Origin of the sequence: Curtobacterium sp. NPDC087082 (assembly GCF_044745045.1) — a bacterium.
Lineage (GTDB): Bacteria > Actinomycetota > Actinomycetes > Actinomycetales > Microbacteriaceae > Curtobacterium.
Genome location: NZ_JBIUZN010000008.1, coordinates 1 through 17,485 on the forward strand (window position 1 = coordinate 1; position 17,485 = coordinate 17,485).

At 73.0% G+C, this 17,485-nt stretch carries 16 protein-coding genes; 3 read left to right on the forward strand and 13 right to left on the reverse strand.

Annotated features, from left to right (window positions below):
• Nucleotides 1-161: 161 nt before the first annotated feature.
• The 4 genes from ACIPEP_RS17465 to ACIPEP_RS17480 form a co-directional block, all read right to left on the reverse strand.
• Nucleotides 162-293, reverse strand: coding sequence for a hypothetical protein (locus ACIPEP_RS17465; RefSeq protein WP_258027649.1), 132 nt, complete (start codon nucleotides 291-293; stop codon nucleotides 162-164).
• A gap of 110 nt (nucleotides 294-403) precedes the next feature.
• On the reverse strand, nucleotides 404-2,275 hold the full coding sequence (locus ACIPEP_RS17470; protein ID WP_402717958.1) for a hypothetical protein: 1,872 nt from the start codon (nucleotides 2,273-2,275) through the stop codon (nucleotides 404-406).
• 100 nt (nucleotides 2,276-2,375) lie between these two features.
• Nucleotides 2,376-2,879, reverse strand: a complete 504-nt coding sequence (locus ACIPEP_RS17475) for a peptide deformylase (RefSeq protein ID WP_402717959.1) — start codon at nucleotides 2,877-2,879, stop codon at nucleotides 2,376-2,378.
• A 1-nt stretch (nucleotide 2,880) separates the two neighbouring features.
• Entirely contained in the window at nucleotides 2,881-6,291 is a 3,411-nt protein-coding gene (locus ACIPEP_RS17480) for a pyruvate carboxylase (protein ID WP_402717960.1), read from the reverse strand.
• 60 nt (nucleotides 6,292-6,351) lie between these two features.
• Between ACIPEP_RS17480 and ACIPEP_RS17485 the strand changes: the two genes are divergently transcribed.
• Nucleotides 6,352-7,164 (forward strand): ParA family protein, encoded by an 813-nt coding sequence (locus ACIPEP_RS17485; protein ID WP_070418636.1) that lies wholly within the window; start codon nucleotides 6,352-6,354, stop codon nucleotides 7,162-7,164.
• A gap of 504 nt (nucleotides 7,165-7,668) precedes the next feature.
• Here ACIPEP_RS17485 and ACIPEP_RS17490 read toward each other — a convergent pair.
• The 5 genes from ACIPEP_RS17490 to ACIPEP_RS17510 all read right to left on the reverse strand — a co-directional run bounded on the left by ACIPEP_RS17490 (nucleotide 7,669) and on the right by ACIPEP_RS17510 (nucleotide 11,702).
• A complete protein-coding gene (locus ACIPEP_RS17490; protein ID WP_070418635.1) occupies nucleotides 7,669-8,229 on the reverse strand; it encodes a MerR family transcriptional regulator in 561 nt (186 codons plus the stop codon).
• 193 nt (nucleotides 8,230-8,422) lie between these two features.
• A complete protein-coding gene (locus tag ACIPEP_RS17495; RefSeq protein ID WP_071301860.1) occupies nucleotides 8,423-9,127 on the reverse strand; it encodes a MerR family transcriptional regulator in 705 nt (234 codons plus the stop codon).
• Nucleotides 9,127-9,606 (reverse strand): FHA domain-containing protein, encoded by a 480-nt coding sequence (locus ACIPEP_RS17500; protein ID WP_071294956.1) that lies wholly within the window; start codon nucleotides 9,604-9,606, stop codon nucleotides 9,127-9,129. Before ACIPEP_RS17500 ends, ACIPEP_RS17495 begins: the two co-directional genes overlap by 1 nt.
• 123 nt (nucleotides 9,607-9,729) lie before the next feature.
• Nucleotides 9,730-10,710, reverse strand: a complete 981-nt coding sequence (locus ACIPEP_RS17505) for a FecCD family ABC transporter permease (protein WP_402717961.1) — start codon at nucleotides 10,708-10,710, stop codon at nucleotides 9,730-9,732.
• Nucleotides 10,707-11,702 carry an iron ABC transporter permease gene (locus ACIPEP_RS17510; protein ID WP_254790750.1) on the reverse strand — a complete coding sequence of 332 codons (996 nt, stop codon included), beginning with the start codon at nucleotides 11,700-11,702 and terminating at the stop codon, nucleotides 10,707-10,709. The genes ACIPEP_RS17505 and ACIPEP_RS17510 overlap by 4 nt, the downstream gene beginning before the upstream one ends.
• A 198-nt stretch (nucleotides 11,703-11,900) precedes the next feature.
• Between ACIPEP_RS17510 and ACIPEP_RS17515 the strand changes: the two genes are divergently transcribed.
• Complete coding sequence (locus ACIPEP_RS17515; RefSeq protein ID WP_402717962.1) at nucleotides 11,901-13,367, forward strand: S1C family serine protease; 1,467 nt, start codon at nucleotides 11,901-11,903, stop codon at nucleotides 13,365-13,367.
• Nucleotides 13,368-13,378: 11 nt separating this feature from the next.
• On the opposite strand, the gene ACIPEP_RS17520 is transcribed toward ACIPEP_RS17515, so the two are convergent.
• Both ACIPEP_RS17520 and ACIPEP_RS17525 read right to left on the reverse strand, forming a co-directional pair.
• On the reverse strand, nucleotides 13,379-14,536 hold the full coding sequence (locus ACIPEP_RS17520) for a hypothetical protein (RefSeq protein ID WP_402717963.1): 1,158 nt from the start codon (nucleotides 14,534-14,536) through the stop codon (nucleotides 13,379-13,381).
• 90 nt (nucleotides 14,537-14,626) lie between these two features.
• Entirely contained in the window at nucleotides 14,627-14,884 is a 258-nt protein-coding gene (locus tag ACIPEP_RS17525; protein WP_402717964.1) for a hypothetical protein, read from the reverse strand.
• Nucleotides 14,885-14,917: 33 nt separating this feature from the next.
• Between ACIPEP_RS17525 and ACIPEP_RS17530 the strand changes: the two genes are divergently transcribed.
• Nucleotides 14,918-15,280 carry an RNA-binding S4 domain-containing protein gene (locus tag ACIPEP_RS17530; protein ID WP_070418630.1) on the forward strand — a complete coding sequence of 121 codons (363 nt, stop codon included), beginning with the start codon at nucleotides 14,918-14,920 and terminating at the stop codon, nucleotides 15,278-15,280.
• Nucleotides 15,281-15,296: 16 nt separating this feature from the next.
• Here the strand turns inward: ACIPEP_RS17530 and ACIPEP_RS17535 are convergent, their stop codons facing one another.
• Nucleotides 15,297-16,244: a DnaJ domain-containing protein gene (locus tag ACIPEP_RS17535; protein ID WP_070418629.1), complete on the reverse strand. Its 948-nt coding sequence runs from the start codon at nucleotides 16,242-16,244 to the stop codon at nucleotides 15,297-15,299.
• Between the two features lie 162 nt (nucleotides 16,245-16,406).
• Complete coding sequence (locus ACIPEP_RS17540) at nucleotides 16,407-17,483, reverse strand: winged helix DNA-binding domain-containing protein (protein ID WP_402717965.1); 1,077 nt, start codon at nucleotides 17,481-17,483, stop codon at nucleotides 16,407-16,409.
• Nucleotides 17,484-17,485 lie beyond the last annotated feature (2 nt).

The window sequence follows — 17,485 nt, forward strand, 5'->3', positions numbered from 1 at the left end:
ACCCCCCGCCCGCCGGCCCCCCCCCGGGGGGGGGGGGCGGCGGGGCGCGCCCCCCCCCCGCCCCCCCCCCGGGGGGGGGGGGGGCGGCCCCCCCCCCCCCCCGCCTCCTGTGCGTCACCCTGCGCGCGGGGCGCGACCCGTGGTCGCGTCCGCCCGCGCGCTCAGCGCTCCTGCGGTTGCTGCGTCTCCGGGGCGTCGAGGACGGCCGTCGAGGAGGTCGTGACCTGGACCTCGGTGGGGCGACGGTTGGTGCGGGTGCGGTGCGAGCTGAGCTCGTCGTTCTGTGCGGTCATGGGGATGTCCTGGGGGTGTGGGAAACGGTGTCGGTGGGAAGCCGACGGCGATACGGTACCTCTTCGTCAGGACAAAGCGACAATCCCACGTTGGGGTGTCACCACGGCGTTCACGGAACGCGGACGGTCCGGCATCCGAGGTCGGTCTCGGGCATGCCCGAGCCGGCGCCGACGGCGGTCGTGCAGAGGGTGTGCGGCCCGCTCGCCAGCGGGACAGCGAAGCGGTAGCCGGAACCGATCGGTGCGTCCGGGTGCACCTTCCGGACGTCGTTCCGGGTGAGGCCGGTCGTGCCGGTCGCGAGGACCCGCCCGGCCTCGGCGACGCGGATCGTCAGCGGCCGGGTCGTGTCCGGGTCGTAGGCCCAGCCCGCGACCGTGACCCCCGTCGCGGTGGCCGCCGGTGCCTGGTCGTGCCCGCGCGGGTCGTGGGCGCCCACCGGGGCCGCCGACATCCGGACGGGCGCCGCGGAGGTGCTCGTCGCGGTCGAGCCGTCCGGGTGCCGGAGCGTGACGGTCGCGTGGTAGCTGCCCGCCGGCAGCGAGCCGAGGACGAACGGCACGCTGTTCGCACCCTTCGTCACGGCCGCGCCGTCCACCAGCACGCGCTTCGTCGTCGTGCCGTCGCGCGTCACGGTGACCTTCGCGGTCGTCCCGGCGGTCCAGGCGGCGTCGTGGAACCCGATGCGCGTCCACCCGTTGGCTGCCGGGTCCGCGCGGAGGTGGAACGACTTGAGGTGCCAGACGGCGGCGCCGCGGTCCTCGTTCGGGTCCCAGCGGAGGCTCGTGACGACCTGCTTCCACCCGGGGCTGCCCTTCGGCATCGTCTCGTCGAGGGGGTTCGTCGCCGCGAGGTCGATGCGGTTCTCGCCGGACTCGTTCGGGCCGACCGGGGTGGCGTTGGCGCCGGAGAAGGTCAGGACGTCGTTGCTGACCTGCAGGCCCTTCGCGCCGCGCACCGACCACACCAGGCGCGCCATCTTCCCGCCGCCGGGGGCGTTGCGGAGGTCGTAGGCGCCGTCGTACGACATCGACCAGGACAGCCAGTGGTACTGCTTGCCGTCGAAGGCCGACACCGGGAAGACGACCTCGGGGTCGCGCACGATCGGGCCGGCGTTCTGCGCGGTGAGGCCGACGGAGCTCCAGCTGCGGAACCGGGCGTTCTTCAGCGTGACGCCGCGCCCGGCGACGCCGTTCGTCAGGACCCAGGAGCGCCCGCGCTGGACGGCGGCGAGGTCCTTGCCCTGGTCGGGGTTCGGGCTGTCCACGACCGCGATCGGTCGGGCGACGACCCGGAAGGTGCCGTAGTCGCCCGCCGGCAGGGCATCCTGCGGAGCGGAGCCGCCGTGGAGCCGGGTCCAGTCGATGCTGACCTTCCCGCTCGGGCTCTCGCCGGTGTGGACGACGATCGGCTGCACGCGGAGCAGCGTCGGCTTCGAACCGGTCCAGGGGACGTGCCCGCCCATGACGGACTTCCCGGTGAGGTCGACGTCGACGACGTGGTTCCCCTTCTCGACCTTCGCCGTCACGCCGCCCATGCAGCTGAGCGATCGTACCGCGCAGGTGAACCAGCTGATCGCGATCTGCCGGCCAGCGTACGGCTGGTCCATCGAGACGGAGAGGTGCGTGTAGCGCTTCGTGTCGATCGGGTGGAGGGCGCCGTCGCGGCCGTACGGCAGCGTGCCGGGCATGGTCTCGACCGGGGAGAAGTAGGTGGAGCGCTCGAGGGTGCCGATCAGGTGGCCCTTGCTGATCGAGTAGCGGCCGTAGCCGACGCGGTCGGTGTTCTGGTCGGCGGTGTTGCTGTAGTCCCAGGGGTCGCCGAAGGTCTCGGTGGCGTAGTCGGGCGACTCGGTGTAGGTCGGCACGCTCGCGGTGGCGGCTTCGGCCGGCGCGGTGGTGGCCGGGCCGACGGCGGTGGCCGCGGCGACGGCGAGGACGCCGAGGACGGCGACGACGGCGCGGCGGGCTGGTCCCTGTGTCATGGTGCTCCCCTGATCGACGCGGTCACCGTATCCAGGAGTGCGCACGCACCTCACCCCCGAGTCAGGGTGCCGCCCGACCGAGGGTGGGCACTTCGGAGGACTAGTGGAACCAGTCCTGCGCGCGGATGTCGCGGAGTGCCTGGCGGCGGATCTCCGGGTCGAGCGTCATCACGTAGACGGTGCCGTCGAGGTGGTCCACCTCGTGCTGGAGCGCCTCGGCCATGAGCCCGGTGCCCTCGAGCACGACCTCGGCCCCGTCGACGTCGACGCCACGGACCTTCGCGTACGGGTACCGGCGCGTGGGGTACGACAAGCCTGGGACGGAGAGGCAGCCCTCGTCCATGAGCTCCGGCTCCCCCGACACCTCGACGATCTCGGGGTTGAGCACGTAGCCGACCTCACCGTCGACGTTGTACGAGAAGGCGCGCAGACCGACACCGATCTGGGGAGCGGCGACGCCGGCGCGGCCGGGCTCCTTGACGGTGTCGAGCAGGTCCTGCACGAGGTCGCGGATGCCCGCGCTGCCGAGGGCGTCTGCACGGATCGGATCGGCCGGGGACCGGAGGACGGGGTCGCCGAACAGGCGGATGGGACGGACGGTCAATTTACTGCAGCACCACCAGGAGGTCGCCGGCGTCCACCTGCTGGGTCACCGGGATCGCGAGTCGGCCGACGGTCCCCGCGACGGGTGCCGTGATGGCCGCTTCCATCTTCATCGCCTCAATGCTCGCCACGGCCTGTCCGGCCTCGACGACGTCACCGACGGCGACCTTGAGCGTCACGACACCGGAGAACGGTGCCGCGACGTGCTTCGGGTCGGTCTTGTCCGCCTGCTCGGCGGCCTTGGTCTCGACCTCGATCGAGCGGTCGCGGACGTACACCGGGCGGAGCTGCCCGTTCATCGTCGCCATGACCGTGCGGACGCCGCGCGCGTCGGCCTCGCCGATCGCCTCGAGCCCGACGAACAGGTCCACGCCCTTGCCGAGCGGCACGACGTGCTCCTGCTCGGGGCGCAGGCCGTACAGGTAGTCGACGGTCGGCACGACGGACAGGTCGCCGTACTGCTCGCGGACGCGCTCGAACTGCTGCGTCGGCTGCGGGAAGAGCAGGCGGTTGAGGGCCTGTCGCCGTTCGGGGCCGGGGGTGTCCAGGTGTGCGCGCTCGGCGTCCGGCACCGGCGTGATCTCGAGCCGGACGTCGCGGCCCGCGAGGACCTTCGACCGGAAGGGCTCGGGCCAGCCACCGGGCAGGTCGCCGAGTTCGCCGGCCATGAAGCCGACGACGGAGTCCGGGATGTCGTACTTCTGCGGGTTCTGCTCGAAGTCGACCGGGTCGGCGTCCACCGCGGCCAGCTGCAGCGCGAGGTCCCCGACGACCTTCGACGACGGCGTGACCTTCGTGGGGCGGCCGAGGATCCGGTTCGCCTCGGCGTACCAGTCCTCGACCTGCTCGAAGCGGTCGCCGAGCCCGAGCGCGATGGCCTGCTGGCGGAGGTTCGACAGCTGACCGCCGGGGATCTCGTGCTTGTACACGCGGCCCGTCGGACCCGGCAGGCCGGACTCGAACGGGGCGTACGCACGCCGCACCGCTTCCCAGTACGGCTCGAGGTCGCCGACGGCGTCGAGGGAGAGCCCCGTGTCGCGCTCGGTGTGCGCCAGGGCGGCGACGAGCGCGGACATGCTCGGCTGGCTGGTCGTGCCGGCCATCGGCGCGGCGGCGACGTCAACCGCGTCGGCGCCGGCGCGGGCCGCGGCGAGGAGCGTCGCGAGCTGTCCGCCCGCGGTGTCGTGCGTGTGCACGTGCACCGGCTGGTCGAAGCGCTCCCGCAGGGCGGTGACGAGCTGCTCGGCCGCACCGGCGCGGAGCAGGCCGGCCATGTCCTTGATGCCGATGACGTGCGCACCGGCCTCGACCATCTGCTCCGCGAGGCGGAGGTAGTAGTCGAGCGTGTAGAGGTCCTCGGACGGGTCGAGGAGGTCGGCGGTGTAGCAGAGCGCCGCTTCGGCGACGGCCGTGTCGGTGGCGAGCACCGCCTCCAGGGCCGGACGCAACTGGCTGACGTCGTTGAGCGCGTCGAACACGCGGAACACGTCGACACCCGTCGCGGCCGCCTCGGCCACGAACGCGTCCGTCACCTCGGTCGGGTACGGCGTGTAGCCGACGGTGTTGCGCCCGCGGAGGAGCATCTGGATCGGGATGTTCGGCATCGCCTCGCGCAGCGAGGCGAGCCGCTCCCACGGGTCCTCGCCGAGGAAGCGGAGCGCCACGTCGTAGGTGGCACCGCCCCAGGCCTCGACGCTGAGCAGCTGCGGCGTGAGTCGGGCGACGTACGGGGCGACCGCGACGAGGTCCTTCGTGCGCACACGGGTCGCGAGGAGCGACTGGTGGGCGTCGCGCATCGTCGTCTCGGTGACGGCGAGCTCGGTCTGGCCGCGGAGCGCCTTCGCCCACTCGGCCGGACCCAGCAGGCGGAGGCGGTCGCGCTGCCCCTCGGGGACCGGGGCGCCGAGGTCGATCGTCGGCAGCTTCTCGCTCGGCTCGACGGTCTGCGGGCGACGCTCGCCGTTCGGCTTGTTCACCGTGACGTCGGCGAGCCAGTTCAGCACCTTCGTGCCGCGGTCCTTCGAGACGTGGCCGCCGAACAGCTGCGGGCGCTCCTCGATGAACTTCGTCGAGATGTCGCCGCGGTCGAAGTCGGGGTCCTCGAGCACGGCCTGCAGGAACGGGATGTTCGTGGAGACGCCCCGGATGCGGAACTCCGCGAGGGCGCGCTTCGCCCGGGCCACCGCCGCCGGGAAGTCCCGCCCGCGGCAGGTCATCTTCGCGAGCATCGAGTCGAAGTGCGGGCTGATCTGCGCGCCGGTGGCGACCGTGCCGCCGTCGAGGCGGACGCCCGCGCCACCCGGGCTGCGGTAGGTCGTGATGCGATCGGTGTCCGGGCGGAAGCCCTGCGTCGGGTCCTCGGTGGTGATGCGTGTCTGCAGGGCGGCGCCGTGCACCCGGACGCTGTCCTGCGACAGGCCGAGGTCGCCGAGGGTCTGCCCGGCGGCGATGCGCATCTGCGACTGGACGAGGTCGACGTCCGTGACCTCTTCGGTGACGGTGTGCTCGACCTGGATGCGCGGGTTCATCTCGATGAAGACGTGCTGGCCCGCACGCTCGCCCTCGGTGTCGAGCAGGAACTCCACCGTGCCGGCGTTCACGTACCCGATCGACCGGGCGAAGGCGACGGCGTCGCGGTGCAGCGCCTGCGCGATCGCCGGGTCGAGGTTCGGCGCCGGTGCGATCTCGACGACCTTCTGGTTCCGGCGCTGGACCGAGCAGTCGCGCTCGAAGAGGTGGATCGTGCCCGCGTCCGTGCCGGTGGCGTCGGCGAGGATCTGCACCTCGATGTGGCGCGGACGGATGACGGCCTGCTCGAGGAACATCGTCGGGTCGCCGAAGGCGCTGTCGGCCTCGCGCATCGCCGCTTCGAGGGCCGCACGCAGCTCGGGCTTCGTCTCCACCCGGCGCATGCCACGGCCGCCGCCACCGGCGACGGCCTTCGCGAACACCGGGAACCCGATGGCGTCCGCGCCGGCGAGGAGTTCCTCGATGTCGCGGCTCGCCGGGGTGCTCGCGAGGACCGGGACACCGGCCGCGACCGCGTGTTCCTTCGCGGTGACCTTGTTGCCCGCCATCTCGAGCACGTGCTCACCCGGGCCGATGAACGTGATGCCCGCGGCGGCGGCAGCGGCGGCGAGCTCCGGGTTCTCGGACAGGAAGCCGTAGCCCGGGTAGATCGCGTCGGCACCCGACTCACGTGCGACACGCACGATCTCGGAGACGTCCAGGTAGGCGCGGACGGGATGTCCGCGCTCCCCGATCAGGTAGGCCTCGTCCGCCTTGAGGCGGTGCAGGGAGTTGCGGTCCTCGTACGGGTAGACGGCGACGGTCTTCGCCCCCAGCTCGTACGCGGCCCGGAAGGCACGGATGGCGATCTCGCCACGATTGGCGACCAGGATCTTGCTGAACACGAGGTCCCTTTCAGCCCGGGTTGAGGTGAGACAACCCTACTGGCGGTAACGTTGCTCACCGTGCATGTACTCAGCGTGAGCTCCCTCAAGGGTGGTGTCGGCAAGACGACGGTGACGCTCGGCCTGACTTCGGCCGCGTTCGCCAAGGGACTGCGCACGCTGGTGGTGGATCTCGACCCGCAGTCGGACGTCTCGACCGGCCTCGACATCAACATCTCCGGCCACCTCAACGTGGCGGACGTCCTCGAGAACCCGAAGGAGAAGATCGTCCGTCAGGCGATCGCCCCCTCGGGGTGGACGAAGGGCTCCCAGGGCAAGATCGACGTCATGGTCGGATCGCCCTCGGCCATCAACTTCGACGGGCCGCACCCGTCCATCCGCGACATCTGGAAGCTCGAAGAGGCACTCGCGAACGTCGAGCAGGACTACGACCTCGTCCTCATCGACTGCGCGCCGTCGCTGAACGCGCTCACCCGCACCGCCTGGGCAGCGTCCGACCGCGTGACCGTCGTCACCGAGCCCGGACTCTTCTCGGTGGCCGCTGCCGACCGGGCCCTCCGCGCGATCGAGGAGATCCGTCGCGGGCTCTCCCCCCGCCTGCAGCCGCTCGGCATCATCGTGAACCGTGCCCGCGTGCAGTCACTCGAACACCAGTTCCGCATCAAGGAGCTCCGCGACATGTTCGGCCCGCTCGTGCTCTCGCCGCAGCTGCCCGAGCGGACCTCGCTGCAGCAGGCGCAGGGTGCGGCGAAGCCCCTGCACGTGTGGCCGGGTGAGTCGGCGCAGGAGATGGCGAAGAACTTCGACCAGCTGCTCGAGCGCATCATGCGCACGGGCAAGATCGGCCCGTACGCCGAGGGCGGCGCGGCCTAGGGCGCGTCGGGCCGCTGGGGCGTGGCGCGTGGGGCCGTTCGGCTTCGCCGAGGTCGCACAACACGCCGCTCGCGTTCGCCGAGGTCGCGCAAAGTGCCGCCGGGAGCTGGCACGAACGGCAGAACGTGCGACCTCGCCTCCGGCACGGCGCACGACATCGACCGGGAGGCGCGCCTCGCCTCCGTCGCACTGCCGCCGGGCAACACGCGCGGGTTCACCCCGCGAGGTCGCTCGACATGCGGCTCACGTCCGACCAGGTCGCACGAACGGCCGCCGGAAACGGGCTCGCGCGGCAGATCGTGCGACCTCGTGGTCGGGGCGGTGTGGCGCCCGTGGAGGCCCACTCGCGGACGCACGATGCTCAGCGCGCGCCGAGGTCGCACAACACGCCACGGCTTGCGTGCCGAGGTCGCACAACGTGTCGCACGGAATGGGCGCGCGCGGCAGAACGTGCGACCTCGCGACTCGAGCGGACGCGGGCGCGGGCAGGCCCGCCGCGCGGGACTAGGACGCGCGGGAAGCCCGGCGGGCGGCGAGCTCGTCGTCGGGGTCGGCCGCCGGCGTCGCGTCGAGCTCGACCAGCGAGGACTCGACCTCGCGCAGGACCTTGCCCACCGCGATGCCGAACACGCCCTGACCCCGCGAGACCAGGTCGATGACCTCGTCGTCGGAGGTGCAGAGGTACACCGAGGCACCGTCCGACATGAGCGTCGTCTGCGCCAGGTCCGAGACGCCGGACTCGCGCAGCTGGTTCACGGCGGTGCGGATCTGCTGGAGGGAGATGCCCGTGTCGAGCAGGCGCTTCACGAGCTTGAGCACGAGGATGTCGCGGAAGCCGTACAGCCGCTGCGACCCGGAGCCCGCGGCCCCGCGGATCGTCGGCTCGACGAGCTCGGTGCGGGCCCAGTAGTCGAGCTGGCGGTAGGAGATGCCGGCAGCACGGGCAGCGACGGTACCGCGGTACCCGTTCTGCTCGTCGTGCTCGGGCAGGCCGTCGGTGAAGAGCAGCCCGAGGTCGTACCGGGTCATCTCCGACTCGGTGCCGGGGGTGTCGTTCCCACTCATCAGGCTGCCTTCCACGACGATCGAGCTCCCAACTGAACGTTCAATGACGGGTTGAGAGTTGTTCCGAGGTCCACGGTAGCGACTCGGACCGCTCCGGCGCGGGACATCCGACTCGGCGCGTCCGGCGTGTCGAGGATACGCCCCACCCACCGACGCGCACCAGCGGTCGACGAGGGACGAGCCACGACACGCGTCATGCGTCGAGACGCCCGATCGCCGTGCGGATGAGGTTCGACCGGATCACCTCGAGGTGGCCGGCGATCTCGCGCGCGAGCTCGGTCGCCTTCGCCCGGGACGTGGCGTCACCGCGGCGGGACACCGGCATGAGCGCGGACTCGATGAGCCCGACCTCGCGCTCGGCGACACTGCGCATCGTGCGGAGGTGTCGCGGTTCGATCCCGGTGCGCTGGAGTTCGACGAGGGCCTTGAGCACCGAGACCCCGTCGTCGCCGTACGTGTCGGCAGCGGGCAGCAGCGACGCCGAGACCGCGTCGGCGAGGAGCATCGGCGAGGCACCGGCAGCCCGGACCGTCTCGTCGCGGGTGTAGCGCCGCTCACGGCCGAGGATGGACGGCTTCGGCGCGTCGCCGCCCCCGGGGAGGACCGGTTCACGCCCGGCGTCGAGGTCGGCCAGGTAGTCCTTGATGACCTTGAGCGGGAGGTAGTGGTCGCGCTGCAGCCCGAGGACGACCCGGAGCCGCTCGACGTCGGCCGCCGAGAACTTCCGGTAGCCGCTCGCGGTGCGGATCGGGGTGACCAGCTCGCGCTCTTCGAGGAACCGGAGCTTCGAGCTCGACAGGTCCGGGAACTCCGGCTTGAGGCGTGCGAGGACCTGCCCGATCGTGAGCAGGTCCGGGACCGCGGACCCCGCCCGGGCCGCGGCGGACCGTGCGGCCACTACGCGGTCGCCAGGCGCGCCAGGTCGACCCGGGAGGCGTAGAAGGTCAGGCGGAACTTGCCGACCTGCACTTCGGACCCGTCGGTGAGGAGTGCTTCGTCGATGCGGACGCCGTCGAAGTACGTGCCGTTGAGCGACCCGTTGTCCTTCACGCTGAAGCTCGTGCCGTGGCGGAGGAACTGCGCGTGCTTGCGGGACACGGTGACGTCGTCGAGGAAGATGTCGGCGTCGGGGTGGCGCCCCGCCGTGGTGACGTCCGAGTCGAGGAGGAACCGAGCACCGACGTTCGGCCCGCGACGGACCACGAGCAGCGCCGACCCGGAGGGCAGCGCGTTGATCGCTTCACGTTCTTCGGCGGACACACCGGACTCGGCAGTGAGCGCCGCCCCCATGTCCATGCTGAAGGTCAGTGTGGTGTCGACCAGCCGCTGCTCAGGGGTCTTCTGACCGTCCGGCTGCGGGACCACTGGTTCTGGCATCGTGGACCTCCTCCTCTTGGCGCACCAGCGTATCGGAAACGAGCGGCCGAACGGGAGCCCCGAACGGGGCTGGGGACAACTCGGCAGAACGCGTACAGCGAACGTACCGGGAACACGGATGCGTCAGCGCCCGCGCGCGAGCAGCCACAGCAGGTAGGGCGCCCCGATGACCCCGGTCACCACACCGACGGGCAGCGCGTTCCCCGGGATCGCGAACTGCGCGATGAGGTCGCTCGCCAGCGTGATCGCGGCGCCGACGGCGGCGGTCGACCCGATGGCGACCCGTCCGCCCCCGACGAGCCTCCGGGCGATGGGGGCCGCCATCAGCGCGACGAAGGACACCGGTCCCGCGGTGGCCACGGCGGCGGCGGTCAGGCACACGGCGGTCAGCAGGAGCAGCACCTTCGCGCGGTTCGGCCGGAGCCCGAGCGCCGAGGCCACCTCGTCGCCGAGGGTCAGCACGGTGAGCCGCGAGGACTGCAGGAGGGCGAGTGTCGTGAACACGACGAAGACGACGGCGAGCACCCCGACGAGGTTCCGGTCGACGGCGTTCAGGCTGCCGGAGAGCCAGAGCAGCGCGGTGCCGGCCTGGGTGACCGTGCCGCTCGTGAGCATCCACCCGGTGATGCTCAGGCAGATCGCCGCGACGCCGATGCCCACGAGGACGACCCGGTTGCCGGTGATCCCCCGGCGCCACGCGAGTCCGGCGATGACGAGGGAGACGAGGACGGCGCCGACGAGCACGACCGAGAACAGGGTCCCGCCGCTCGCGCCGAACAGGACGATGGCGGTCAGGCCGGAGGCGCTCGCACCTGAGGTGATGCCGATGACGTCCGGACTCGCGATGGGGTTCCGGACGACGCTCTGCACGATGCCACCGGCCACGCCGAGCGACGCCCCCACGAGGATCGCCCCGGCGACCCGTGGGCCACGGAGCTGCCCGATCACGAAGTCCGAGACGGTGTCGCCGTGCCCGACGAGCGCGCTCGCGACCTGCACGGGCGAGAGCGGGATCTCGCCGACGCCGAGCCCGACGAGCACGAGGGCGACGAGCAGGACGAGGACGGCGCCGAGCACGAGCCACTCGCGGCGCACGGCGGTCACAGGCCCTTCACCGCCCGCGACCGCACGAGCCAGATGAACACCGGTGCGCCGATGAGCGCCGTGACGATCCCGACCTGCAGCTCCCCCGGGTACGCCACGACGCGGCCGATCACGTCGGCGACGAGCAGCAGCGCCGGCGCGACGATGGCCGACAGCAGGATCGTCCACCGGTGGTCCGGGCCGCTCAGCCGACGGACGGCGTGCGGCACGGCGAGCCCGATGAACGCGATCGGCCCGGCCGCCGCGACGGCCGACCCGGCGAGGAGCACGGTGACGACTCCCCCGACGGCGCGGACGAGCACGACCCGCTGCCCGAGCGACGCGGCGAGTTCGTCGCCGAGCGCGAGCGTGTTGAGCGACCGGCCGAGGGCGAAGGCGATGACGAGCCCGACGAGCACCGGGACCGTGATCACCCCGGCGGTGCCGAGGTCCTTGCCGGCCAGCGCTCCGACCTGCCAGAAGCGCAGCTGGTCGAGGAGGCTCTGGCTCGTCACGAGCACCGCCGTGGTGATCGAGGACAGTGCAGCAGCGACGACGGCCCCGGACAGGGCGAGTCCGACGGGCGACAGCCCCCGGCGGGCCACGGCGGCGATGCCGTACACGAGGAGCGCGGCGAGGGCGGCACCGAGGAAGGCGAACGGCAGGTACGCGGCGGTGCCGCTGACGCCGAACAGCGCGATCCCGGCGACGACCGCGAGCGCGGCCCCCGAGTTGATGCCGAGGACGCTCGGATCGGCGAGCGGGTTCCGGGTGACGCCCTGCATGACGGCGCCGGCGACCCCGAGCGCGGACCCGGCGAGGAGTCCGACGACGGTGCGGGGCACGCGGTTGCCGAGCACGATCAGGCCGATCTCGTCGTTCCGTCCGGGGTGCAGGACGGTGTCGAGCACGGTGCCGAGCGGGATCGGACGGGAGCCGAAGGCCACCGAGAGCGCCACCGCCACGACGAGGACGACCACCGCCAGCACGGTGGCGCCGACGAGGCGGGACACGGAGCTGGGCGCAGGAGGGGTGGGCGACGGCGAACGCATGGGAAGTAAGGCAACCCTAACGGACGACGTCGTACGGCGACCCCCGAGCAAGCCGTGAGCAGCCGCAGGGTCCGTTCATAGGCTCGTCATGGGAACCGGGCCTGTACTCGTACCCATCGACGCCCGACCGGGCAGCCGAGGGACGACCGGAGAGCACTGATGAACGAGACCCCGAACCCCGCCGCCGACGAGAACGGCACCGCCCGCACCGACGCCGCGCAGCCGCAGGCCGGGGCGACGTTTGAGGCACCGCACGCCGACCCGTCGACCCTCCGCTCGGCCTACGCGTTCGACGGCAGCGGCCCGTTCCTCTACGGGCCCGACGGCTCCGGCCCCTACGGCTACACCCCGGACGGCCGCGGCCCGTTCCTGATCGGCAGCCCGTCGCTCCCCGGGTTCCAGCACGGCTGGGTGCACGGCGCCGCCGCAGCGAACCACGCCACGAAGCGACCCCGGCGGCTGGGCTTGATGATCGGCTCCGGCATCGCGGCCCTGGCGATCGTCGGTGCGGCGGGCGGGACCGCGCTCGGACTGTCCTCGCAGCACACGACCACGACCTCGAGCCAGTCGCAGGGCACGACGCTGCCGGACACCGGATCGGGTTCCGGCACCGGCTCCGACGGCAGCGGCACGAACGGCTTCACGGTGCCGGGCGACGGCACCGGCAGCGGGTCGAGCGACGGCAGCAGCGGCACGAGCACCGAGTCCGCGGCGACCGCGGCGACGAGCGCCCAGAAGAAGGGCGTCGTGACGATCAACACGGTCCTCAACTACGACGAGTCGTCCCAGGCGGCCGGCACGGGCATGATCCTCACCTCGAACGGCACGATCCTCACGAACAACCACGTCATCCAGGGCGCGACGAGCATCACGGTCACCGACGAGACGACCGGCAAGGAGTACAAGGCGGACGTCGTCGGGACGGACGCCACCCACGACGTCGCGGTCCTCAAGCTCGAGGGCGCGTCGGGTCTGTCCACGGTGACGCTCGACGACGACGGCGAGCCGAGCACCGGCGACACCGTGACCGACGTCGGCAACGCCGAGGGCACCGGCAACCTCGTCGCCGCCGAGGGCACCGTGACCGCGACCGACCAGGACATCCAGGTGCAGAGCGAGTCGGGCACGGGCACCGAGTCGCTGCAGGGACTCATCGAGGTCGCGGCGGACATCGTCTCGGGCGACTCGGGCGGTCCGGTGCTCGACAGCGAGGGTGAGGTCGTCGGCATGGCCACCGCGGCGTCCTCGGGCACGGCGGACGTCACCGGGTACGCGATCCCGATCACCACGGCGAAGTCGATCGCGGACAAGATCCTCGCGGGCGAGTCGTCGTCGACGATCACCATCGGACTGCCGGCGTTCCTCGGGGTCGAGGTCAGCGGGACGGCCTCGACGGGCGGCGTCGCGGTCGCCGGCACGGTCGAGGGCTCCGGCGCCGCGTCGGCCGGTCTCGCCGCCGGCGACACCATCACGAGCATCGACGGCACGGCCGTGGCGAGCTCGGACGCGCTGACCTCGGCGATCCAGTCGCACTCGGTCGGGGACAAGGTGACGGTCGGGTACACCGACAGCACCGGTGCCGCGAAGACCGTCACGGTCACCCTGACCGCCGGCCCCGCGGCCTAGCAGAGAGCGGCTCAGCCGAGCAGCGCCCGCACCACCGACCGGTACACGTTCGCCGGGGAGTCCGTCGCGAAGACGGTCTCTCCGGCTTCCGTGCGTCCGACGCGCGCGAAGCCCTGCCCCGCCGCGTGCACGACGACGATCGGGTTCGGCTTGCCGGGCCGCCGCAGTGACGACACCGTCCACGGAGCCGCCCAGAAGCGCGCGAGCCGCGGGTCCGCCTCGGCGATCGTCGTCGGCAGGTCGGGGGCGGCGTCCGCCCCGGAGGTCCGACGCCCGAGCAGGTCCGCCCGGAGCGACCCCGTGCGGAACGGGAAGGTCCATGCCGGACCGATGCCGAGCCTCCCGGCCACGAGCGCGACCACGCGCTCGACCGGCAGCTGGGCGATCACCGCGCCCGTCTCGTCCGTCCCGTCCACGACGGTCTCCGACCAGGCCTGGAGGCGCGTGGTGCGCCCGTCGGGCAGCCGCTGTTCCAGGGTGACGGGCTGGGCATCGCCCTCCCACGGTGCGAGGAGCGCCTGCGTCGACTCGGGCAGGGTGCCGAGCCGGCCGACCAGGCCGGACTCGATGAGCTCGCGGCCGGCGGGCGTGCGGAGGAGCGTGGGGTTCCAGCGACGGCCGGCGAGCGAGCGCAGGGTGGCGAGGGCCTCGGAGCCGAGGTGGGTGCCCTCGAGCTCGGCGGCCGGTGCGGGCTCGGGCAGTGCCTCGAGGTCGCGCTGCACCCGCGACGGCGCGGGCTCGGTGGCGCGGACGCTGTCGAGCACGGCGAACACGAGGTCGTCGGTGGCGAGCATCCGGGCGAGGGGCCGCTCGATGGTGAGGTCGACGCGGTGCCGTCCGGTGACGAAGAGCAGGTGCGCTCCCGCGACGTCGCCGCCCTCGTCGGGCCGGACGTACTCGACGAGGCGCGCCGGCGCTCCCGCGGTCGTCCACGGGTCCGAGCCGATGAGTCGGAGCCCCTCGACCGAACCGGGGAGGCGTTCGAGCAGACTCGTGTGCTCCTCCGCGACGGTCCGGTCGCTCGGACGGGATCGGACGGTGAGCACGACGTCGTCGCCGGTGACGCGCAGGTCCGCCTGGGCCGAGTCCTCACGGCGCCACGCGTCGGGGCGGCGGAGGGTCAGGCGGGCGGTGCGGTCCTCGGTGCCGAGTGGGACGGGGACGGCCATGGCACGAGGCTACGTCGGGGCCGGTGCGGGGGCAGTGGCGGCTCGCCGGGCGCGCGCGCTTCCGGTGCGCGCGGGGTCGGACCGGCGGACTCAGGGGCGGCGCGGGCGTGGCGCGGGCGGCGGCGGGACCGGCTTCGCGGCGACGACGTCGGCGAGCGCCACCTCGACCGGGCCCCGGCGGGTGTCGATCGTCACGGCCGACGCGGTCCGGGCGACGATGACCCCGAGCGCGTCCTGCGCTCCCCCGCCGTGGTGCGCCCGCACGACCACGCGGTCCCCGACCGCGGCGTCCCGGAGGACCCCGAGCGCCAGCGCCCGGGCGATCGCGTCCTGTCCGGTGCCCTCCACGCCCCCAGCGTAGGGCGCGCCTAGAGTGTGGGGATGGCCAAGGCACGCGTGGACAGCTGGATCTGGGCGGTGCGGATCACGAAGACCCGCTCCGCCGCGACCGCCGCGTGCAAGGCCGGCCACGTCCGGGTGAACGGGGAGCGTGCGAAGCCCGCGCAGCCGATCGGCCCCGGGGACGAGGTCCGGGTCCGGCAGAACGGGTTCGACCGGATCGTCGTCGTCACGGGGATCATCCTCAAGCGGACGAGCGCCCCCGAGGCCGCGAAGCACTTCGAGGACAAGACCCCGCCGCGGCTCCCCAAGGAGGAGGCCGGCTTCGTCCCGATGCGCGACCGCGGCGCCGGACGCCCGAGCAAGCGGGAGCGCCGCGACCTCGAGAAGCTCCGCGGCTACTGACCCCGCCGTCCGGGCATCAGACGAAGCGGACGGTCTGCTGCAGGCGGTCGCGGACCTCGAACACGTCGACGCTCCCCTCGGGCGACCACACGCCACCCAGCACCTGCCCGAGCGCACTCCGGCGGACGACGAGCGCCGTGGGCTTCCGAGGGGAGCCGACGACCTGCACGTCCTCGTCGACCGCGGAGTCCGGCACGACGAGCAGCCGGCCGGTGAACCGCACCCGGGTCTGCTTCTGCACGGCGCGGGCGGCGCGGACGAGCTCCTTCACGGGGCGCTCCCCCGGTGCCAGGGTCTCCCCCGTGATCTCGCCGTGCTCGACGCGGACCGGGGCGCCCCAGTCGATCGACTCGACGGCCCACAGGCCGCTCGGGGTGAGGACCGCGTGGTCGAGCTTGCCCTCGGCCCCCGCGTCGAGGTCGTGCCAGACCGTCACGCCGATGCCCATCTCGGAGACGATCGACGCGGTCGCCTCCTCGGCGAGCGCCTCGGCCAGCAGCCGTCGGATGTGCCGGGGCGCGGAGCGGATGAGCGTGGGGTCGTAGGGGTCCTCGATGGGGTCCCCGAGGCCGACCCACTCGCGCTCGGCCTGCAGGAAGACCTCGCGCGATCGCCCGCCGGGGTGTCCGTGGGACCGGGCGCGCGGACGTGCATCGCGACGCGCTGCCGGGGGTGCGTAGGCGTCGCGGCCGGTGTCGCTCCTCCAGGCAGAGGAACCGGACGGGCCGGACGCGCTCTGCTGGCTGCCGCGCTGGGATCCCGCGTCGTAGGCGCGGCGTGCGGCGGGGGTGCCGATGCGTTCCCAGGCGATCTGGACCTGGCGGAAGCGGCGGGCGTCGCCGCCGAGGTCGGGGTGGGACTCGCGGGCGGCGCGGCGGTAGGCGCGGCGGAGTTCGTCGTCGTCGGCGGTCGCTCGGACGCCGAGGACTTCGTACGGGGTGGCGTCGGCCGGGCTGTCGGTCATGGCCCTGCGACATTACCCGAGGGAGCGTCGGAGTCCGCCGCGTGGCTGCTGGGTGCTGCCTGGAGGAACGGGTCGGGTCCGGTACGCCGGCACCGGGTCTGCGACGAGGCACCTGTCGATCGACCGGTGCGGTGTCGCGGACGGCGTCGGGGACTCAGGAGGTCAGGCGACGGCGAAGGACACGGGGGCGGCGAGGAACGATCCGTACCGGTCGGCGGCGGCCTCAAGGGCGCGGACCGCACCGGCGTCGAGCGGCTCGAAGGACGTGACGGTGACCCGGACGTCGCGGGTGCGCTCGGTGCGGCTCCAGGTCCCGACGACCCGACCCCGCACGACGGCCATCGGCAGGAACATGCCGTTGGCACCGGGGACGACCCGGTCGGCGTGCACGGGGTCGAGCTGGACGGAGCGGTCGGCGTACCCGAGGAGGTACTCGTCGAACCCGGGCAGGAGGTGCCCGGTCGGCACACCCCCGGGGTCGGGTCGGTCGGCGAGGGCGAGGAGTCCGTCGCCGAGGTCCTCCACGGCGTCACCGGCCACGGCTCGGGCACGTCGGACGTCGCCGAGCGGCAGCTTCGTCCACGAGGCGGTGTCGGCCTCGGTCACCGGGCCCCTCCCGCGCAGGTGACCGATCAGCACCCGCCGCAGGGCCTCGTCGCGGTCGGGCAGGTCGGCCGTCGCCGGTGCCCACTCGTCGAGGAGCACGAGCCCCTGGCCGACGCGGGCGGTGGGCCCCCAGGCGACCATCCCCTCGAGCGCGAGGCGGAGCAGCACGTGGTACCCCAGCCCTCGAGTCGGGTCGATGCCGGCGGCTCGGTAGACGTCGAACAGGTCGCCGCGCACGAGTGACCGACCGCCGGACAGTGCGTCGGCCGTGGCGTCCCGGGCGGACCGGAGGACGTCGTCGTCGATGCCGAGCTCGGTCGCACGCCGGGCGATGGAGCGGATCGTCCGATCGGCGGTGAGGGAGAGCAGCAGTCGGAGGTCGTCGGGGCGCATCGCGTGCAGGGTGCCGCGCATCGGCCACGAACGGACGACCTCGCCGCGGTCGAACGCGGCGCGGACGTCGTCGCGCGTGGACCCGGGCGCGCGGACGCCGATGGCCCAGGTGACCTGCCCGAGGTCCTGCCCCTGGACGGCGAGCATGCGTTCCACCACCTGGGTCGGTCCGAGCCCGGGCACGGCGATCCCCTGGGCGGCGAGACGCATCGCGCGCAGCTGGGCCGGTGTGGTCGTCATGG